Source organism: Psychrobacillus mangrovi (assembly GCF_037104765.1).
GTDB lineage: Bacteria > Bacillota > Bacilli > Bacillales_A > Planococcaceae > Psychrobacillus > Psychrobacillus mangrovi.
In genome coordinates, this window is sequence record NZ_JBAWSY010000005.1 from 115,812 (window position 1) to 132,979 (window position 17,168).

Annotated in this window: 21 protein-coding genes and 2 pseudogenes; 1 reads left to right on the forward strand and 22 read right to left on the reverse strand. The window is 39.1% G+C overall.

Features of this window, described 5'->3' with window-relative positions:
• Positions 1-21: 21 nt before the first annotated feature.
• From gvpQ to phnG, 15 genes are all read right to left on the reverse strand, one after another.
• A complete protein-coding gene (gvpQ, locus tag WAX74_RS09350) occupies positions 22-471 on the reverse strand; it encodes a gas vesicle protein GvpQ (RefSeq protein ID WP_336497392.1) in 450 nt (149 codons plus the stop codon).
• A 33-nt stretch (positions 472-504) separates the two neighbouring features.
• Complete coding sequence (locus WAX74_RS09355) at positions 505-981, reverse strand: gas vesicle protein GvpP (RefSeq protein ID WP_336497393.1); 477 nt, start codon at positions 979-981, stop codon at positions 505-507.
• Between the two features lie 17 nt (positions 982-998).
• A complete protein-coding gene (gene gvpA / locus WAX74_RS09360; RefSeq protein ID WP_336497511.1) occupies positions 999-1,253 on the reverse strand; it encodes a gas vesicle structural protein GvpA in 255 nt (84 codons plus the stop codon).
• Positions 1,254-1,687: 434 nt separating this feature from the next.
• Positions 1,688-2,542 carry an ABC transporter permease subunit gene (locus tag WAX74_RS09365; protein WP_336497394.1) on the reverse strand — a complete coding sequence of 285 codons (855 nt, stop codon included), beginning with the start codon at positions 2,540-2,542 and terminating at the stop codon, positions 1,688-1,690.
• Positions 2,542-3,330, reverse strand: a complete 789-nt coding sequence (gene phnE, locus WAX74_RS09370) for a phosphonate ABC transporter, permease protein PhnE (protein WP_336497395.1) — start codon at positions 3,328-3,330, stop codon at positions 2,542-2,544. Before phnE ends, WAX74_RS09365 begins: the two co-directional genes overlap by 1 nt.
• Before the next feature lie 12 nt (positions 3,331-3,342).
• Positions 3,343-4,122 (reverse strand): phosphonate ABC transporter ATP-binding protein, encoded by a 780-nt coding sequence (gene phnC, locus WAX74_RS09375; RefSeq protein ID WP_336497396.1) that lies wholly within the window; start codon positions 4,120-4,122, stop codon positions 3,343-3,345.
• Between the two features lie 86 nt (positions 4,123-4,208).
• A complete protein-coding gene (locus WAX74_RS09380; protein ID WP_336497397.1) occupies positions 4,209-5,249 on the reverse strand; it encodes a PhnD/SsuA/transferrin family substrate-binding protein in 1,041 nt (346 codons plus the stop codon).
• A 128-nt stretch (positions 5,250-5,377) separates the two neighbouring features.
• Positions 5,378-6,181: a PHP domain-containing protein gene (locus tag WAX74_RS09385; RefSeq protein WP_336497398.1), complete on the reverse strand. Its 804-nt coding sequence runs from the start codon at positions 6,179-6,181 to the stop codon at positions 5,378-5,380.
• Positions 6,171-6,893, reverse strand: a complete 723-nt coding sequence (phnL, locus tag WAX74_RS09390) for a phosphonate C-P lyase system protein PhnL (protein ID WP_336497399.1) — start codon at positions 6,891-6,893, stop codon at positions 6,171-6,173. The genes WAX74_RS09385 and phnL overlap by 11 nt, the downstream gene beginning before the upstream one ends.
• 20 nt (positions 6,894-6,913) lie before the next feature.
• The gene (gene phnM, locus WAX74_RS09395) at positions 6,914-8,095 is read right to left on the reverse strand and encodes a phosphonate metabolism protein PhnM (protein ID WP_336497400.1); all 1,182 of its coding nucleotides are present in this window, start codon (positions 8,093-8,095) and stop codon (positions 6,914-6,916) included.
• Positions 8,096-8,109: 14 nt separating this feature from the next.
• The gene (locus tag WAX74_RS09400; protein WP_336497401.1) at positions 8,110-8,949 is read right to left on the reverse strand and encodes an ATP-binding cassette domain-containing protein; all 840 of its coding nucleotides are present in this window, start codon (positions 8,947-8,949) and stop codon (positions 8,110-8,112) included.
• Positions 8,942-9,808: an alpha-D-ribose 1-methylphosphonate 5-phosphate C-P-lyase PhnJ gene (locus WAX74_RS09405; RefSeq protein ID WP_336497402.1), complete on the reverse strand. Its 867-nt coding sequence runs from the start codon at positions 9,806-9,808 to the stop codon at positions 8,942-8,944. Before WAX74_RS09405 ends, WAX74_RS09400 begins: the two co-directional genes overlap by 8 nt.
• A complete protein-coding gene (locus WAX74_RS09410; protein WP_336497403.1) occupies positions 9,798-10,913 on the reverse strand; it encodes a carbon-phosphorus lyase complex subunit PhnI in 1,116 nt (371 codons plus the stop codon). Before WAX74_RS09410 ends, WAX74_RS09405 begins: the two co-directional genes overlap by 11 nt.
• Positions 10,913-11,509: a phosphonate C-P lyase system protein PhnH gene (gene phnH / locus WAX74_RS09415; protein ID WP_336497404.1), complete on the reverse strand. Its 597-nt coding sequence runs from the start codon at positions 11,507-11,509 to the stop codon at positions 10,913-10,915. The genes WAX74_RS09410 and phnH overlap by 1 nt, the downstream gene beginning before the upstream one ends.
• 21 nt (positions 11,510-11,530) lie before the next feature.
• Positions 11,531-11,953 carry a phosphonate C-P lyase system protein PhnG gene (phnG, locus tag WAX74_RS09420; RefSeq protein ID WP_336497405.1) on the reverse strand — a complete coding sequence of 141 codons (423 nt, stop codon included), beginning with the start codon at positions 11,951-11,953 and terminating at the stop codon, positions 11,531-11,533.
• Positions 11,954-12,261: 308 nt separating this feature from the next.
• Between phnG and WAX74_RS09425 the strand changes: the two are divergent.
• Positions 12,262-12,408 (forward strand): annotated as a pseudogene (locus WAX74_RS09425) (IS1595-like element ISSpps1 family transposase); the annotation flags it as partial.
• A 76-nt stretch (positions 12,409-12,484) separates the two neighbouring features.
• Here the strand turns inward: WAX74_RS09425 and WAX74_RS09430 are convergent.
• The 7 genes and pseudogenes from WAX74_RS09430 to WAX74_RS09460 form a co-directional block, all read right to left on the reverse strand.
• Entirely contained in the window at positions 12,485-13,234 is a 750-nt protein-coding gene (locus WAX74_RS09430) for an ABC transporter permease (RefSeq protein ID WP_336497406.1), read from the reverse strand.
• Positions 13,224-13,997, reverse strand: coding sequence for an ABC transporter ATP-binding protein (locus WAX74_RS09435; protein ID WP_336497407.1), 774 nt, complete (start codon positions 13,995-13,997; stop codon positions 13,224-13,226). The genes WAX74_RS09430 and WAX74_RS09435 overlap by 11 nt, the downstream gene beginning before the upstream one ends.
• 342 nt (positions 13,998-14,339) lie before the next feature.
• A complete protein-coding gene (locus tag WAX74_RS09440; RefSeq protein ID WP_336497408.1) occupies positions 14,340-14,678 on the reverse strand; it encodes a DUF1048 domain-containing protein in 339 nt (112 codons plus the stop codon).
• A complete protein-coding gene (locus WAX74_RS09445) occupies positions 14,675-15,019 on the reverse strand; it encodes a PadR family transcriptional regulator (protein WP_336497409.1) in 345 nt (114 codons plus the stop codon). Before WAX74_RS09445 ends, WAX74_RS09440 begins: the two co-directional genes overlap by 4 nt.
• 128 nt (positions 15,020-15,147) lie before the next feature.
• A pseudogene (locus WAX74_RS09450) lies at positions 15,148-15,599 on the reverse strand (GNAT family N-acetyltransferase).
• Positions 15,600-15,690: 91 nt separating this feature from the next.
• Positions 15,691-16,395, reverse strand: a complete 705-nt coding sequence (locus WAX74_RS09455) for a GntR family transcriptional regulator (RefSeq protein ID WP_336497410.1) — start codon at positions 16,393-16,395, stop codon at positions 15,691-15,693.
• A gap of 206 nt (positions 16,396-16,601) precedes the next feature.
• Entirely contained in the window at positions 16,602-17,168 is a 567-nt protein-coding gene (locus WAX74_RS09460) for a metal-dependent hydrolase (RefSeq protein WP_336497411.1), read from the reverse strand.

Here is a 17,168-nt window from a genome sequence, read left to right on the forward strand (position 1 = left end):
ATTCTCCTTTCGTTATTCCTTTTAAGAACCAATGGTCCGGATGTCCTTCATAGTTTTGATCTTGGTGGCTCCCTTAATGTCCTTGGACGTCTTGATCGAGCCGATTCCTTTAATGTCTGAGACACCCTTCACTTTTCGTTTATCATCACTTTTATTTCCCGAGGAGACTTTCTTCTGAAGTTCTTCCCCGGCCTCGACCACTTTCCCAAGCTTATCCCGGGCAGAAAGCAGTAAATCCTGGGTTTTTTCTTTCGCTTCCTCTGCATTGCCTTCAACTTTATCGGCGAACTTTTCCTTGGCGTTCTCCAGGTTTTCAGTTAATTGATGTCCCTTGTCCTGGACATGCTCGACAATTTTCTCCTTGGCTTTGTCGGCTACAACTTCTTTTACTTTGTCTTTAATCGGTTCTGGTGTGTGTTCAATCACCGTCTTGGCGACTTTCCCTGCTGTTTTTGTCAGTTGCTTGTCCATACACTAACCCCCTTTGGGTTAAAGACTTGGCATTTACTTGGCCGCCACGAGATTATTCAGCATGCTTTCAATTTTTTCGAGGCGCTCGTTTAACTGTTTGTTCTCTTCTTTTATTTCGTTATAGCTTTGCTGGTTTTCCGTGTTTGGAACACCGTCATCACTCTTCTTCGGAGACAGAAGCCCTTGTTCGATTTTGCTCATGTATCCTGAAGCAAGATGCTTGATGCTGTTTTGCGCTTGCCCAGCCAGAAGCCCCTGGGCCGTTTTTCTGAATTCCTCGCTTGCCACTTTCATTAATTCAGATTCACCTAATTTTTTCATGGTCTTCTTGCTCGTATCCGGATTGGCAAGCAAACCGATCCCTGCTCCAACCACACCGCCGATCAGGGCAAAGTTCATAGAATAATTGCGGCTTTTCTTCTTCTCTTGTGCTGGCTGATTATTTTCTGTTTGCTTTTGTTCTTCTTGTTCCACCGCTTCATGATTTTCATTGGATTTTTGGTTATTCATTTTCTGTCCATCCTTTCTTAATAACTGAATTGCTCATTTTGATTTCTTCTGATTAGGCCATGATCTTGGACTTCATCTCGCAATAGACCAACAGCCTCCGCATATCGAAGCCATGTATCCACACTGGCGATTACCACCCGGGCTTCCACTGTAAGAATTTCAATTCCAACTAGAGAGACCCTTACAAAGGCATCAATCACAATTCCCTTGTCTAGTATTCTGTCAATCACCTCAGCTAGACTTGAGCTATCTGTACTTTTTTGAACAGTCAAATCGCTCCCTCCTCTCCATTTTTTCACTTGGCTGGAGTTGCATTTTAAATTCTGTAACCGGCTATGCTATATGTATACCTGCGCTAAACCCAAATAAACGAGGGAAATGTAACCAATAAACCCAATTAGCACAATTCCTGTCCTATGAAATATTTAAAGGTGATGAGGACAGGGTTAAAACAAAAATGAGAAAACATGGATATCCATGTTTTCTCATTTTTGTATATAAAAACTCACTAAAAGATTAAGAAATAAACAAGTGACTTTGGATTTACTTGAAAAAGAAGACGATACAAAATATCAAAAGAAGTATGAAGCTGATTGGAATAATGCTTTATTTGTGTAATGAATAACCTAGGGCTAGCGGTGGAATCGGCGGATAAATTCTGTTAGTAATTAAGAAACCCCAGAACACTTATGTTCTGGGGTTTAGATTATTTAGATCTGGCAGGGAAATATCGACTTTTTAATTTAGTTGAAGTTAGCTCTAAAATAATCGCCAATACAAGAATCATATAGGTAATCATGCCAACTTCACGCATATCAAAGTAGAATCCAGATGCCATGAAGAGTTCAAAACCAATACCACCTGCACCAGCTGCAGCTCCCATCGCTACCGCTACCGAAAAGTTGATTTCAAAACGTAAAAATGTCCAGGACATCAAATAAGTCAACGTTGAAGGTAAAACTGCGTGAGTAACAATATGCCACCAGTCAGCACCTGTTGCAGTTAGTGCTTCCAATATTCCTTTATCTACTTCTTCAAAAGCCTCTGAGAAAGCTTTTACTAAATAAGCAACTGAGTGAAACAGCATTCCAAGAATAGCTGCCTCACTACCTAATCCCGCAGCAATAGCAAAGATCAATACCCATAATACAGTTGGTACTGCACGTATTATCGCTACCATCACTCGAATGGTATTAGATAGCCATTTACTGGATAGATTGGTTGCTGCCATCAATGCTAAAAAGAATGCAATAACCGCTCCTAAAATGGTTGAGAGGAATGCCAATCCAAGCGTGATACCTACTTGGTAAATAGCTTCTCCCCAGGTGAAATGAGTTAAAGCAGGTTCTAAAAACATCGCTTTAAGGTTATACAATGTTTCTGGAATGGCTTTCGTTAAGTCTAAGCCTGCATAGTTAAAAAACATAAACGCTAGAATTGTTAGAGCAGTAAGAATAATGATGGTCCATTTCATTACTCGCTCTACTTTGTTACCAGACTTAATCGAAATTTTGCCATCTGCTTTTCTTTTAATAAATGTTGTGGTTGTTATTACTTCCATTATAGAATCACCTTCCGTATATGATTTGAAATTAACTCAATTGCAATAACGGATAAGACGATGCTAAGAGTAACTAGTGCAACGGCATTATAGTTAAGGGTTTTATAATAGAGGTCGAACGTATATCCAATACCTGTACCCGTTAAAATACCAACAAGTGTGGCATTTCGGATGTTCGTCTCGATCATAAATAAAATCCAACTGATCATTTGGGGCAAACACTGAGGGATAACTGCTTTATAAATGATTTGAAAGTATGTAGCACCGGTTGCCTTTAAAGCTTCTACTGCACTATGACTTGCTTCATCAATGGATTCTATAAATGCTCTTGTTAAAAATCCAACTGATCCCACGAAAAGCGCTAAGTACCCTGTCACGGAATTTTGTCCAAAGGAAAGTAATAAGATTAAAGCCCACGCTACAACAGGTATATTTCGAGAAACAGATGCTACGAATCGAGCGAATGCACCAAGTACTGAGCTTGTTCCAGTTGTTTTAGACCCCATTAATCCTAAAAAGAATGAAATTACTGTCGCTGTAGTTGTAGCAGCAATAGACATTAGGATTGTCTCCACTAATTTTTCTAAAATCTTTGGTAGTCTTTCAAGCGTTTCTTGAGTGACAAACAAATTGGCGAAGATCCAAGTAACAGCATCCGGTAAGGTTGCTATTCCATGAATGATGTTAAAGTTTGTTATGTCAGCTGATAGGTACGTCAGGACGAATATCAAAGCTACAAAAATTATCGTCTGCCATTTTCTCTGGTTTCTTATTACTTTTTCATTCACTTTGATTTCCCCTTACACAGTAACTAACTGTCTTTTCTCTACAGTTGTTGTGGTTGTTCCATATATTAAGTCGGTACTGTCCGTTGTAAGTCTATAACTAGGTCCATCAAATACGATGCTACCTTTACTTAAACCAATGATTCGATCTGAGTAATCACGTGCAACTTGCACCTGGTGTAAATTTACGATGCATGTAATATTAAGCTCCATCGTAATTGATTTTAGATAATCCATGATTACTTTAGAAGCGTTTGGATCGAGCGAAGCGATTGGTTCATCACATAGAACAATCTTCGGTTCTTGAATTAGTGAGCGTGCGATTCCTACTCGTTGTTGCTGACCGCCACTTAATTGATCACATCGTTTATAGGCGTGTTCAGCTATCCCCAACTTTTCTAGGAGAAAAAAAGCATGCTCTTTCTCTGCTTCTGAAAACTTTCCAAATACACCTTGAAACGTCGTTTTGTATCCGAGTCTCCCGTGTAAAACGTTCTCAATAACAGATAAACGAGGTACTAAATTATAATGTTGAAAGATCATACCTATGTTCGTTCGCATCTTACGCAATTCTTTTTTGTTTAAACTTCCTACGTCTTGACCATCAAAAATGACATTACCTTCGTCGATTTCTACCATACGATTAATGCAACGTAGTAACGTAGATTTCCCTGCTCCTGATGGACCGATAACGGAAACAAACTCTCCTGAACCTACTTCAAAACTAACATCCTTTAAAACTTTCGTTTCAGTGTTATATGATTTTCCTAATTTATCGACTTTAAGTAAGGGCATTTATATGACTCCTCTTTAGGTTATTTAAATAATAAGAGCATGCACGACTTTGTATGCATACTCTTATTTTAATTTCATTCACAATGTTATTTTGAAAGTTCGCGAATCGGATTGAACCATTCATCTTCCACATCTGCAAATCTCTCATTTTCTGTTTTGAAGAATAATCCTGGTTCACCTGAATCTTTTGGAACAAAGATTTTTTCATTATTTGCAATTTCATCTGAAGTGAATAATTCTTTCAATTTGTCGTAATCCTCTTGTCCAAGAGCTTCTAAGTTCGCTGCAAATGGTGCGTTTAATACTGGAGTAACTGACATCAAAGTAAATTCTTTTCCAGGCACTGTGTTAAAAGGCTCTGCAGCGTCTTCTTTTACTTTATAAACCGAACCTACTTCATTTGGTTCACCTTCGGCTACATCCACATAATTCCCAACGCAAGTATCACAGAATGCTGCAACTTCTGAATTGCCACTTAATAGATTTACAGCTGAACCTTGGTGAGAGTTACCAAACAATACTTGAGAAAATAGAGGTCCGCCTTCCATTAAATCTTCTGGAACTAAATCTTCAAATCCTGATTTTTCTGCATAGTGAGCAATAATAGATGAAGATGGAACCACGAATCCTGATGTTGAACTATTTGAAACAAATGACATACTTTTTTGTTCTAATGTATCTAATGAAAATTCACCGTCAACTTTGAATTTATCTTGGTCATCAACATTTACAGCTAACCAGCTGTGATACAATGCATCGTCTAAAGTCCCAGATTTACCAGTTGGTACAACTAGTGGTTGAATAGCATCGTTTCCATTTTTAGCTTCGATATAACCTTGCGCTCCCATGAAAGCAAGATCTGCATTATTATTTATTAATGTTTCAATAGCGATTGCATAGTCAGTAGTTAATTGGTGTTCTACTGTTTTACCAGTAGCTTCTTCGATTACTCGACCAATTTCATCACGTGAAGATTTCATATCTGTACCAGATTCATTTGGGTACCAAGCGATCTTTATAACGTCATCCACCTTTGCATCCTCCGCGCCAGCAGTTCCTTCTGAGCAAGCTGATAAGAATAGAGCAACTACTAATAACAGACTGATGATAAACCAATTTTTCTTCATCAATAATTCTCCTTTTCGCTAAATAAAATGGCATTCGATGTATTAATCAAGTCGTACGTTTCTATTGAAACATAAATTTTTTACCAATTGTGTAAATTTACAGTATCTTCAACAACTATTAACCTTCTTTACAACTTCTCAAAATAAGGGCTGATAATCTCTCCAATTTCAACTGTTGCTCCGTAAGAGCCGTGAAAGTCTGAACCGCCTGTCATTATCAAACTATATTTTTCAGCCAAAGCTTCTACCTTTAGATGATCTTCCACTGTGTGATCTAGATGGTTTCGTTCAATTCCACCTAAGCCAACTTCCACAAGCTCTGGAATCAAATCATAGGAGTCCAACTGCCCAGGGTGCGCCACTACTGCTATTCCTCCATCTGCTACAATTGCCTGCACAGCATCAAATACATCGATATATTCGATATCACCAGAGGCAACACCAGTACTTTTAAAGAGGCTTTTATATAGTTGCTTATACTCTGGAGATATATAGGCTGCATCTGTTAGATTGCTCATAATATGTTGTTTGTAAATTGTCTCGGATGGCTCAGCAGAACGCTTAATCGCCTCAACATCCAGCTCAAAGCCCACTGATTTTATTTGTTCTATTTGCCAAAGAGAATGTTCCTGACGTCTTTTTAACAATGGGTCACAAATAGTTTGAATATGCGTTGCACTAGGATGATAGTTATATCCAAGCACATGGACTTTACGATTTCTTTTATAGTCGAATGCTGAGATTTCAATACCAGGTATAACTATTACTCCGTATTTTTTTCCTAGCTCCAGTACTTCCGGAAGACCTTTGACGGTATCATGATCAACAAAACTAAGATGTGTAACAGCACGTAGACTTGCCTGCTTCATTACAGTTTCTGCATACTCTGATCCGTCTGAGTATCTACTGTGAACATGTAAATCAGCTTTCATTGCCCACTGTCTCTTTCACAACCGTCATTTCTCGTGTTTGCATATCGTAAACCTTGTCACAAAGTCCTTCCATAAATTCAATATCATGAAAGATTCCAACTAAAGTAGTTCCTCGGTTTTTTAATTTCTCAATCATTTCGCGAACCTTTACTTTTGATTGTTGGTCTAGGCTTGCAGTTGGCTCGTCTAGTAATAACAATCGTGGGTTTTTCACGGTTGCCATCGCTATGTTTAATCTCAATTTTTCTCCACCGGAAAATGTATTGGGGTAGCTATCCCATAATTTTGGATCCATTTCAAAATGTGTTAATGCTTTTTCTGCCTCTACAAGTGCAATTTCTTCTGTTTCACCCATTTCAAGCAATGCATTAATAACAAGCTGGCGACAAGTCGTTCTCGGCATGACATTTAAAAATTGTGACACATAGCCAATCTCATATTTGCGTAAATACAACATTTCTCTTTCTGATATATTAGCTAAATCAACTAGTCCAAAGCGCTCGGAGTTATAAAAAATATTGCCGGAATCAGGTAAATAAGAGCGGTAAATACTCTTTAATATCGTCGATTTACCACTACCACTTTTCCCTATAATGCCAATGAATTCTCCTGCATCCAATGAGAAATTAATGTGCTCAATTGCTGGAATCGTTTTGCCCAAGTGATGAATGGTGAATCGTTTACCAAACTCTTTGACATCTAACATCTTCATCTCACTACCTCCTCGTTTGATTATTTGATCCGGTAATGCGTTGTTGTTATCAAAGCTCCGTTTACCATTGTTGTAGTCAGCATCGGATACCCGTCTTCCATTCTTTCAATCACTAGAATGTCTGCTTTCTTTCCAACCTTAATCGATCCTATTTCATCATCCATTTTTACCGCCTTAGCAGGATTTAACGAGACCATCATAAACATCTTGTGTAAATCATTGCCATGCTTTTCATGCAAGTCAAAGATGGCATGGAGTAGTGCAGCTGGATAGTAATCACTGCATAGAATATCTACACATTCATTCGCAATAGCTTCTGCTGCCGAAAGATTTCCGGAGTGCGAACCCCCTAACAGTACATTGGGTGCCCCTGCGATTGTATGTAAACCCATTTCCTTTGCTTTTTTTGCCACTTCAAGCGTTATAGGAAATTCACTGATTGTTGTTCCAAAAGATTTTACTAGCTCAAGCTTTTGAATTTCGTCGTCGTCATGCGAAGCGACAGCAATCCCTCTTGATATAGCGAGTTCCACCACTTCTTTTATTTTCTCAATTGTTAAAAACTCAGTACTTTGTCTTTCCGCAATTAATACATTTACATCGTCATCGGAAATATTGCGGTATCCTTTTAACGTTTCACGATACACTTCTAGATTGCGGTATTGTCCTTGTCCTGGTGTGTGATCCATAAATGACAACAAATGCACCTTGCCATTTTCGATATTTTGAACAAGGCTATCAATCTCATCGACATTGTCTATTTCAAAACGAGCATGTAACCGGTGACGGATTAAATGTAGCTCGTTATGTGTAGCGTCAATTGCATCGACCATACGTTGAATATTTTTCGGATTGCGCATTGGTTTATGGGTAAAAACGTCTTCACGGTAAAAGGAAAGTGAATGAAACATCGTTGTAATTCCATGACTAATCAATATTTTCTCTGCTTCTCTTAAACTAATATTAAAATCCATCATACTAGTAGGTCTTGGCGATGCTATTGTTTCAATATAATCGGAATGAATATCAATAAATCCAGGGGATATGTATCCTCCTCTTGCATCGATTAGCTGTGCATCTGAATAATTTACCACCGATTCTTGAGGGATAATCGCTTGAATGACTTCTCCCTGCACGACAACCGCATATCCATCGATTATTGCTTCTTCTGTAATGATTTTCCCATTATGAATAATGTACAAAGTCACCGCTCCTCTTATAATAATGAGTAAACTAATTGCTGCGTGTACTCATGTTGTGGGTCTTCAAGTACTTGATCGGTCAAGCCTTGTTCAATAATTTTTCCATTTAACAGAACAATAGTGCGGTCTGCTAGCATCCGTATAACGGCTAGATCATGCGATACGACAATCATGCTAATTCCCAAATCTCTTTGTATTTTCTTGATTAAATCCAGTACATTTGCCTGTACGGATAAATCTAATCCAGTAGTGACTTCATCTAAAAAAAGAATAGGTGGGTTGTTGGACAATGCCTTTGCTATTTGAACTCTTTGTTGCATCCCACCTGAAAAGTTTCGTGGTTCTTCTTTCATTCGATGCAAAGGTATATGCACGCTTTCCAACAGCTTTTTACTCGTTGATTCCATAACTGCTACGTTGCGATTGCCTGCTGCTATTAATTTCTCTGCGATATTACCGACAGAAGAAAAGTTCATTTTTAAGCCATGAACTGGGTTTTGGTATACCATGCCATATACATGATTTCGGATTGAACGTTTTTGTTGGGAGGATAGTTCAAAAACGTTTTGCCTAGCTAATATAGAATTATTAATATACGCTTCTCCTGAAGTGACATCTGCATCAAAGTATAAGCATTGCATCATCGTTGATTTACCACTTCCACTTTCGCCGACAATCCCTAATATTTCTCCTGGAAATAAATCAAATGAAATATCTTGGCAAGCATACACTGTCCCACAATGTTTACAGAAATTTTTCTCTAGCTCTCTAGTTCCAAGTTCTCTACACTTGTAACACCCTGTTCCAAATTGCTTTCGTAAATTTCTAACCTCTAATATCGGTTCCTCATGCATAGCTTGTTTGCACCTCAGCTTTCTCCTTCTGATTCAACTGGTCCATGCAGTAGCTTGTATCGTTACATTGATATACGGTTTTCCCAGTTTGTTGATCTATCAATTCATCCAAAAAGATACCTGCTGAACCACATAAGTGACATTGCTGACCTTCAAACGATTCGACTGTAAATGGATAATCCTCAAAAGCAAGAGACTTCACATTGGTATAAGGGGGAACAGCATAAATTTTCTTTTCCCGTCCTGCCCCAAGCAGGATTAGCGCTTCTGAATGATGCATTTTTGGGTTATCAAATCTAGGAATAGGACTTGGTGCCATTACATATCGACCATTTACGTAAACTGGATGGTCTGCTGCAGTAGCCGTTTTTCCGTATTTCATGATTTGTTCGAATAACATTAGCCATGCACCACTATAATCGTCTTCAGCATGCATTCTTTTTGTTCTATATTCTTTTGCCTCCACCGCTCGAAGTGGTTCAGGCATAGGTACTTGTAAGACGAGAATTTGATCTTTTGTTAAAGGAACCTCTGGTATGCGATGTCTTGATTGAATGAGAGATGCTTCTGTAGTTCTCTCTGTAATATCAACGCCAGTCGTTTCATGAACAAGTTTTTTTATACTGACAGCATTTACAGATTCGTCTGCACCTTGATCAATTACCTTCAGCACATCAGATTGACCAATGATCGATAGGGTGATTTGCAATCCACCTGTTCCCCAACCACGAGCGATTGGCATTTCTCTCGAAGCAAAAGGCACTTGATACCCTGGAATTGCTACTGCCTTCATAATTGCACGACGAATTTCCTTCTTAGATCCTTCATCGAAAAATGCAAAATGTGTGTTAGCTTTCAACCTTCTGCACCCCTTTCTTCACTTGGCGAATACTATCCAATTTAGATTGGAACGTAACATAATGAGGTAACTTCAAGTGAGAAATAAATCCTGTAGACTCGACAGAATCTATATGCAATAACACAAATTCTTCATCATGTGACGGAAAATTAGATTCGGGATGCTCCAAACACTGATCTAAAATGCTCATAGCGATGGCTTTTGTTTCGTTTTGCCCATAGCAAATGCCATAGCCAATCTCTAACTCTAGTTCATATTCGTTGTTCTCATTTTTCACATTTGTTGGCACGAATGACTCCACTTCGGTTACTCTAATTTCTCCGATATAAAACTCATCTTCAGCACTGTGTTCCATTTCGTTTGGATGCTGCACATAAATAGGAAGTGATCCTACACGTACTTCCCCGACCGTCGGATGTACCTGCCCATATCCTCGCAATGAAGCATATCCAAGAGATGTGACCGCACCCGTTTGTCCACGTGTGAGAACTTGGAGCCTTTCACTGCGCGAAGTTGGAAATTGTAAACTTTGCTTTGTAATATCAATAGGAGGGGTATTATCTGCCTCATGTGTTTCAAAAAGTCCTTCTTCACGTAAGTAATCCACTACTTTAGGAAAATACTTTACTTCATCGAAGGCTTCTATTTGTTTTAATTGATCGTGATAATGTTGTAGCCACTGCAAGTTTTCTTCCTGGCTTTCTTCTAATAAATTTAAATCGAGCAAACGATGTGTGTAGTCATAAGTTGCCCCTAATAATTGTCCACCTGGGATATCTTTAAAACTTGCCGAAATTCGGCGCTCAACAAGCATCGTTTCTGGTTCAACAGTTTGACTATAATAAGGACGTGGTAAAGTGGATCGGTGAGCACGCATGAGAAAAACCGCTTCTTCCATACTTCCCTCCGCCTGCTTTATCGCTAATGCAGCTAAGTATGGTGAATACAAACTGCTTTCTGACATTACCTGATCAACCATTCCACGCATCGTTGACATGATCGTGTTAATTTCTATAATTTCTTGGCCTTTTAACCTTTCATATTTCAATCGGTCAATAGATGCCTCAATCGCCTGTGTGCCTCCCTTTACTGGAACGTAACCCATTAGCTCACCTCCATGTTACTAATTGTAGTTGTTCTAGGAATGCAGACTACTTGTGCATATTCATCTGTGAAAATCAAATCTATTCCCAGCGGATATTCCTTCGTTTTTTCATTTCTAGCCTGCCACAAAGATTGATCAAATCGTGTTTGCACTTGGGACGTATGTTCAATCCCTGGACCTGCTAACACCCATGGCCCTTTGTCGGAAAGTGGAGTACTTTCAATAATCCATGTGGAAGACAACTGTGGATCAATAAGTGTGCCATTCTTACATTGTTGCATTGCTCTTTGGATTGCTGTATCTGTATCTTCGCGTAGCACAATGACAAAGTCCGCTTCGTTAATAGGTGCGTATCGTGAGGATGTATATTCTGAAATTTTTTCGGTTAAATCTTTTTGCTCTTCGGAAAGGATATGAAAAGTAGACTCTGCATCTAAAAATGTCATGGCACTTAAAATAGTTGCATTGTAACAAGGGAGATTATAATCCACTCGTTCTGCGATTTCAGAAAGTGACGAAATGGTGCCTGGTCTCGACATACTGTGCAATATTTTTTTGTAAACTTGTTGCAAATCATGTACTTGATCAATTGCCATATTATCCTCCTATTGGTTATATTAAATTTCCATCGTCTCAAAGCTAACTTTCGTCTCGAATAGTTCAGCTTGCCTTTTTGCACGTTCTATATTAATTTGTTTTTCTGCTTCTATAAGTACTGTTTCCCACGCTATCGTTTCTGGTAACTGTGCTTTATATGCTGCATCGATAATCGCTAAATGTCGTGCAAGTTCGTCTTTCATACCTACAACAATTCCGATACCGATGCGTTTATTAATCTCCACTTTTGCTTCTGTTATAAGGACTTCTCCTATATAAAATAGGGAGTTTTTAGCCGTTTCTCGCATTTTGATCATAGTCAACCCATATTGAGGTGACAGAATCTCTCGGCATTCATATATGTCCATAATGGATTCTGCAAACTTTTGCGCCAACTGGGCATCACCTTCGATGAGAATCTCGGTTCTTCTTCTTCTTTTCATAGGGATGAATCCTCCTTTGCAACTTCATCTTAACTTGTCGCCAAGTGCTTGTGTTTTAAGGCTCCGTAAAGCTTTTGTAAATGTCCTTAACAATTGGTTGGGAAAAGCGGAAATTTCTATGTTTCCTCTAGGGGGGAAGAAGCTGAATTCTAGATATAAAAAGGACAGGTGCTAGACCTGTCCGGGTAGAAATTTATTAAATCTGAGTATTGGTTGCTATTACTTTGGATTTAGTTGCTTTTAAGCTGTATTTGGTTGCTTTCGTCAGAGATTTGGTCTCGTTTAGGATTATTTATCTAAATTATTATACGAATTATTTAAAACTTTATTTAGTGTGGACTCAATTCCTCGACAATTGGAAAATCGATTTGTACGAGAAAGAGCTTATCTTGGCGAGTGTTCTCGGAATCTGGGAAACCTCAGATAAGTTAAGACTAAGAAACTTCCCATTCTAAGTGCCATAACTATGTTATTTCATAGGAAAAAAATCACATAAAGATGAGCTAGGAAAATGTACCTCCAATGGTGTACTTACCCTAACTGCCGTTTAAATTCTTTACAGGCGATGAAGTAAGCTATGACCATAATTCCAACGCACCAGGAAAGAGCGACCCAGATACCGTTGCCAACAGACCCTTCATACAAGAGGGCACGAATAGCATTTACGATTGAAGTCACGGGCTGGTTCTCAGCGAAAACACGAACAATTTTAGGCATGGTTTCAGTGGGGACAAATGCAGAACTGATAAACGGTAGGAAAATCAGCGGGTACGAGTAGGCTGTCGCCCCTTCCATAGACCCCGCTCTCAATCCGGGAATAACCGCAAGCCATGTCAGCGCGAGCGTAAACAGAACGAGTATCCAAGCTACCGCGAGCCAATCCAGGATATCAGCACTAGAACGGAAGCCCATCAATAGTGCAACGACGATAACCACCACAACAGTAAGCGCATTGGAAACAAGCGAGGTCAACACGTGAGCCCACAATATCGACGAGCGCTTGATGGGCATGGTAATGAAACGCGCCATCAGCCCACTCTTTACATCATTAAATAACCGCAAGGAAGTATAAGCGACACCGGATGCGATAGTGATCAGCAAGATTCCCGGCAATAAATAATTTACGTAGTTGTCCGTGCCTGTCTGTATAGCTCCGCCAAATACATAGACAAACAGAAGCATCATCATAATCGGTGTAATCGCCACCGTGATAATCGTATCCGGGCTACGCATGATATTGCGCATTAAACGCCCTAGTAATACCCCTGTTTTATTTTTCATTTATATTTCCTCCTTTTTTGCCGATGATCGCGAGGAAAATTTCCTCCAAAATCGGCTGCTTCTCGATGTATTCCACTTTCACTGGCGGGAACATCTCCTTGAGCTCAGCAAGGGTACCGGTCGTGATGATTTTTCCGTCATGTAGGATGGCAATTCGGTCCGCCAGTTTTTCGGCTTCCTCTAGGTACTGTGTCGTCAGCAATATGGTCGTACCTCCGCCGGCAAGCTCCTTGACGGTATCCCAGACCTCAATCCGGGCTTCAGGGTCAAGCCCTATCGTCGGTTCATCGAGAAAAATGACCGTTGGTGTCCCGATCAGGCACATGGCGATGTCAAGCCGACGCTTCATCCCGCCGGAATACTTATCTGCCCGGCTGTTGGCAGCATCGGTCAGACTGAATCTTGCAAGCAGATTGTCGACGACTCGAGCGGGATTGGAAACTCCTCGCAATTTGGCAATCATCATCAGGTTTTCCCGACCGGTGAGCATGCCATCTAAAGCCGCGAACTGTCCTGTAAGGCTGATGCTCTGGCGAACATGATCCGGTTGACGCTGGACGTCATAGCCGGAAATACCGACTTCGCCGCCATCATGCTTCATAAGCGTCGAGAGGATGTTAACCGTCGTCGTCTTGCCTGCTCCATTTGAACCCAGCAGTGCAAAGATTTCACCTCGCCTCACCTCAAAATCCACCCCCTTTAAGACTTCCTTATCTTTAAAGGATTTTTTTAACCCTTTTACAGAAATCGCTGCATTACTCATACTTTTCTCCTCCTTATAAAAAGCGCATCAAGGCGCTAGATTGGCTATACTACACTACTCTGTCTGACTGATATTCTGTATTACTTACTACCAAGTTAAAAAAATAACTGAATAGTTAAGGTGACACATTACATTTGTAACCAGCTATTCAGTATGAATTATCTATTGAATTTACTTTATTCCCAATCGCATCATGATACCCTGATTCAAATCTTCACGATAATTGTAGACATAGGTTATAACGGTAGCCACTAGTTCGGCGGAAAGGAAGCCAAGTCGTCCCCAGTGAAGGTTTGCGTGGTTAGTGTCGATGCTAGGCGCAACTCCACTTGGAATTCACTGTTAGCCACGACCAATCGTATCGTTCAACTTCTTGCGATATTTGTCCTTCCAAGTTTGCTCATCCTTCACCAAGTCGTCGCAGAAAGCAGACACGTCCTCGCCCATAAGGTCAGTAACTTTCTTGCCTTCCGCTGCACCTTCCTCGAAGAGGTCGAGAATTCCGCCAAAGATACGGCTGATGTCCTTCCAATCGGAGGGACCACCAGTGGTCCACATATATTTTTGGATAGCTTTGTAAGCGTTGCTGTACTCACTTGGAAGTGTCTTCGCACGCGCCTCCATCGCCTTCCATTCCCGCTTGTCATCCAGACTTCCGATAATTTTTTCAAAAATACTCATATTACTTCTCCTTTTGATTTTATTTTTGTTTTGAGATCGTTAATTTTGCTTGAGACGAATTCCCATTTGTTCCAAAAAATCTCGAGTTGTTCTTGACCTGCTGAGTTGAGTGTGTAAAATTTTCTTGGCGGTCCCATAGTGGATGGCTTTTTTTCGGTGTCTACCAGATTGTTTTTCTCAAGCCGCATGGTAATCGTATAAACTGTGCCTTCAACTACATCAGTGAAGCCAAGTTCTCGCAACTGTTGTGTGATTTCATAGCCGTAAGTTTCGCCACGGCTGATGATTTCAAGCACACAACCTTCAAGCACCCCTTTCAGCATTTCTGTAATATTTTCCAATGTTTACCTCCGTATATTACTTATATTTTTTTATTACTCTGTAAAACAGGTATTTAGTGTTACAGATAATCAGCGTTACTTACTACTAGTATATAGTATTACGAAGTAGTACCTTTGTCAATAATACTTTATATAATTGTTTTGGTCATTATAATGTCTATTTGTTCTTCATCACCCATATAAAAAGAGTGGGCTCCAGTCTGAACAACCCCATTTTCTTATAAAAATTAATAGCATTTTCATTTTATCCGATACGCCTAACCAGACTTTCTTTTTATTACTTTCCATCGTAATTTCCATAGCTTTATTCAGCAGATATTTACCATGGCCATTTTTTTGAAATTTTTTCTTTATATAAATCCTCTAGATCTCAAGTGATTCATCACCCGTTTTTTCAGACTGAGCATCATTGGTATTGACCTTTAAGTATCCAGCTACTTCATTACTAAAATAAACAAAAAAGAATTGAGAAAAAAATGAATAATTCTTTTTCTAATTGTTTTAGGTTATATACCCTTTCCAAATAGGTATTCATATTTTTGGGTGAATTCTGATGCTTATAATCCATCTTTGATAGCATAGTTCCAATAATAATTATTTTAAGATAACTCAACCTTTTCCTTTAACATAGCCAAACACAAAAAGGTAAGTACCATTCTGTACTCACCTTTTCATTCCATCGTGATGTCATATTTAAACTTGTCGCTTCGATAAAGTATTTTTGTGTGTTCTAATACTTTATTGGAGGCAACGTCAATACAATCACTCTCCACAACAATAAGTGGCACCATGCTTTTGCATGACAGTAACTTTTGTTCATTAGAAGTAGGAAATGTAATACTCAACAAGCTTTTTTTACTTGTAAATTCCTTATAACCTAGGTTTCTATAATAGGCAAACATCGACTCGATATTAGGCCCATCTTCCGCAATCCTCGGAAACATTGTTTCACTTACAAAGGAAGAATGAATAGCAATCGGCTCTTCATTGATATAGCGGATTCTTGCCACCTTAAAGACACTTTCTTCTTTGTTTAAATTCAAGATCTTATAAATTTGCTCATTATAATCAATCTTTTCGCAAACAAAGTTTTCAGTCTTTAATTCATAACCTGCCTGCTTCATCTTATCTGTAAAACTAGTTTTTCCTGTAAGATGCAATTGAATTTGCATGGCTTCTTCTTTTAAATATCTTCCTTTTCCTTGCTTGGAATATATGTAACCTCGTTCTTCTAACTTCGTCAATGCATTTCTTACCGTCATTCTTGGTACTTTATACTTCGTTGCAAGTTCATTTTCTGAAGGGAGCTTTTCCCCATGTTCCATTGACCTTGAAACAATCCGATACATAATATCATCAATAATTTGAGTTTCCATATCTGTTGATATATGAATCATCTCCTATGAATTTTTCTGTTTTTATTAATTGTACTATATCAATTGGAAATTGCTAAACAGAAAAAAAACCAAGAACTAAAATCCGTTCTGGTCTTATTAAATAGCTTATATAGTTTTATATACACCTTCGACATTTGTTGTACTAACTCGGAATAAGAAACAAATTCCATAAAAAATTTATATAATTATAGGTAGACCCCAAAATAAAATGAAAGTAAAAGAAATGCCGTCATCGCGCAACCTGCCATAATCCCTTTTCCCTTGTGTGCAGATCCTTCTTTTTGCAGGGCATAGCTAAAGTAAAAGAAACAACCGACTGCAAGTAATAATGCCTCGAGCAGAATACTTCCGGGAACCATTTCCCATAGACCTAATCCTAAGAGAGGAAGATTACCAATATTACCTGGTAGAAATGGCATATCAGGGCGGTGAACTATAAAATCAAGAATCCAGTGGCTAAATACGACGAGTCCTGTGATAATCCCAGATTTCCTACCCCAAAATCTTTTAGCTAGCAATGCTGCTAAAACGGATAGGATAATTGAGCCTACTAAAGAGTGCGTGTAGAATGCATAGATCATAGCATTGCCATATCCACCTTTTCCAATGGATTCTATGTTCTCTAAACCTACCAAATTAAATGGAATAAACACAATATCAAGCAATTGTGTGCTGACGATTAGCGACCATAGTGGCGTTTCAGGGGTTTTACTTTTCACTGCAGCGGATATTCCGAAATGTCCTGCAAACAT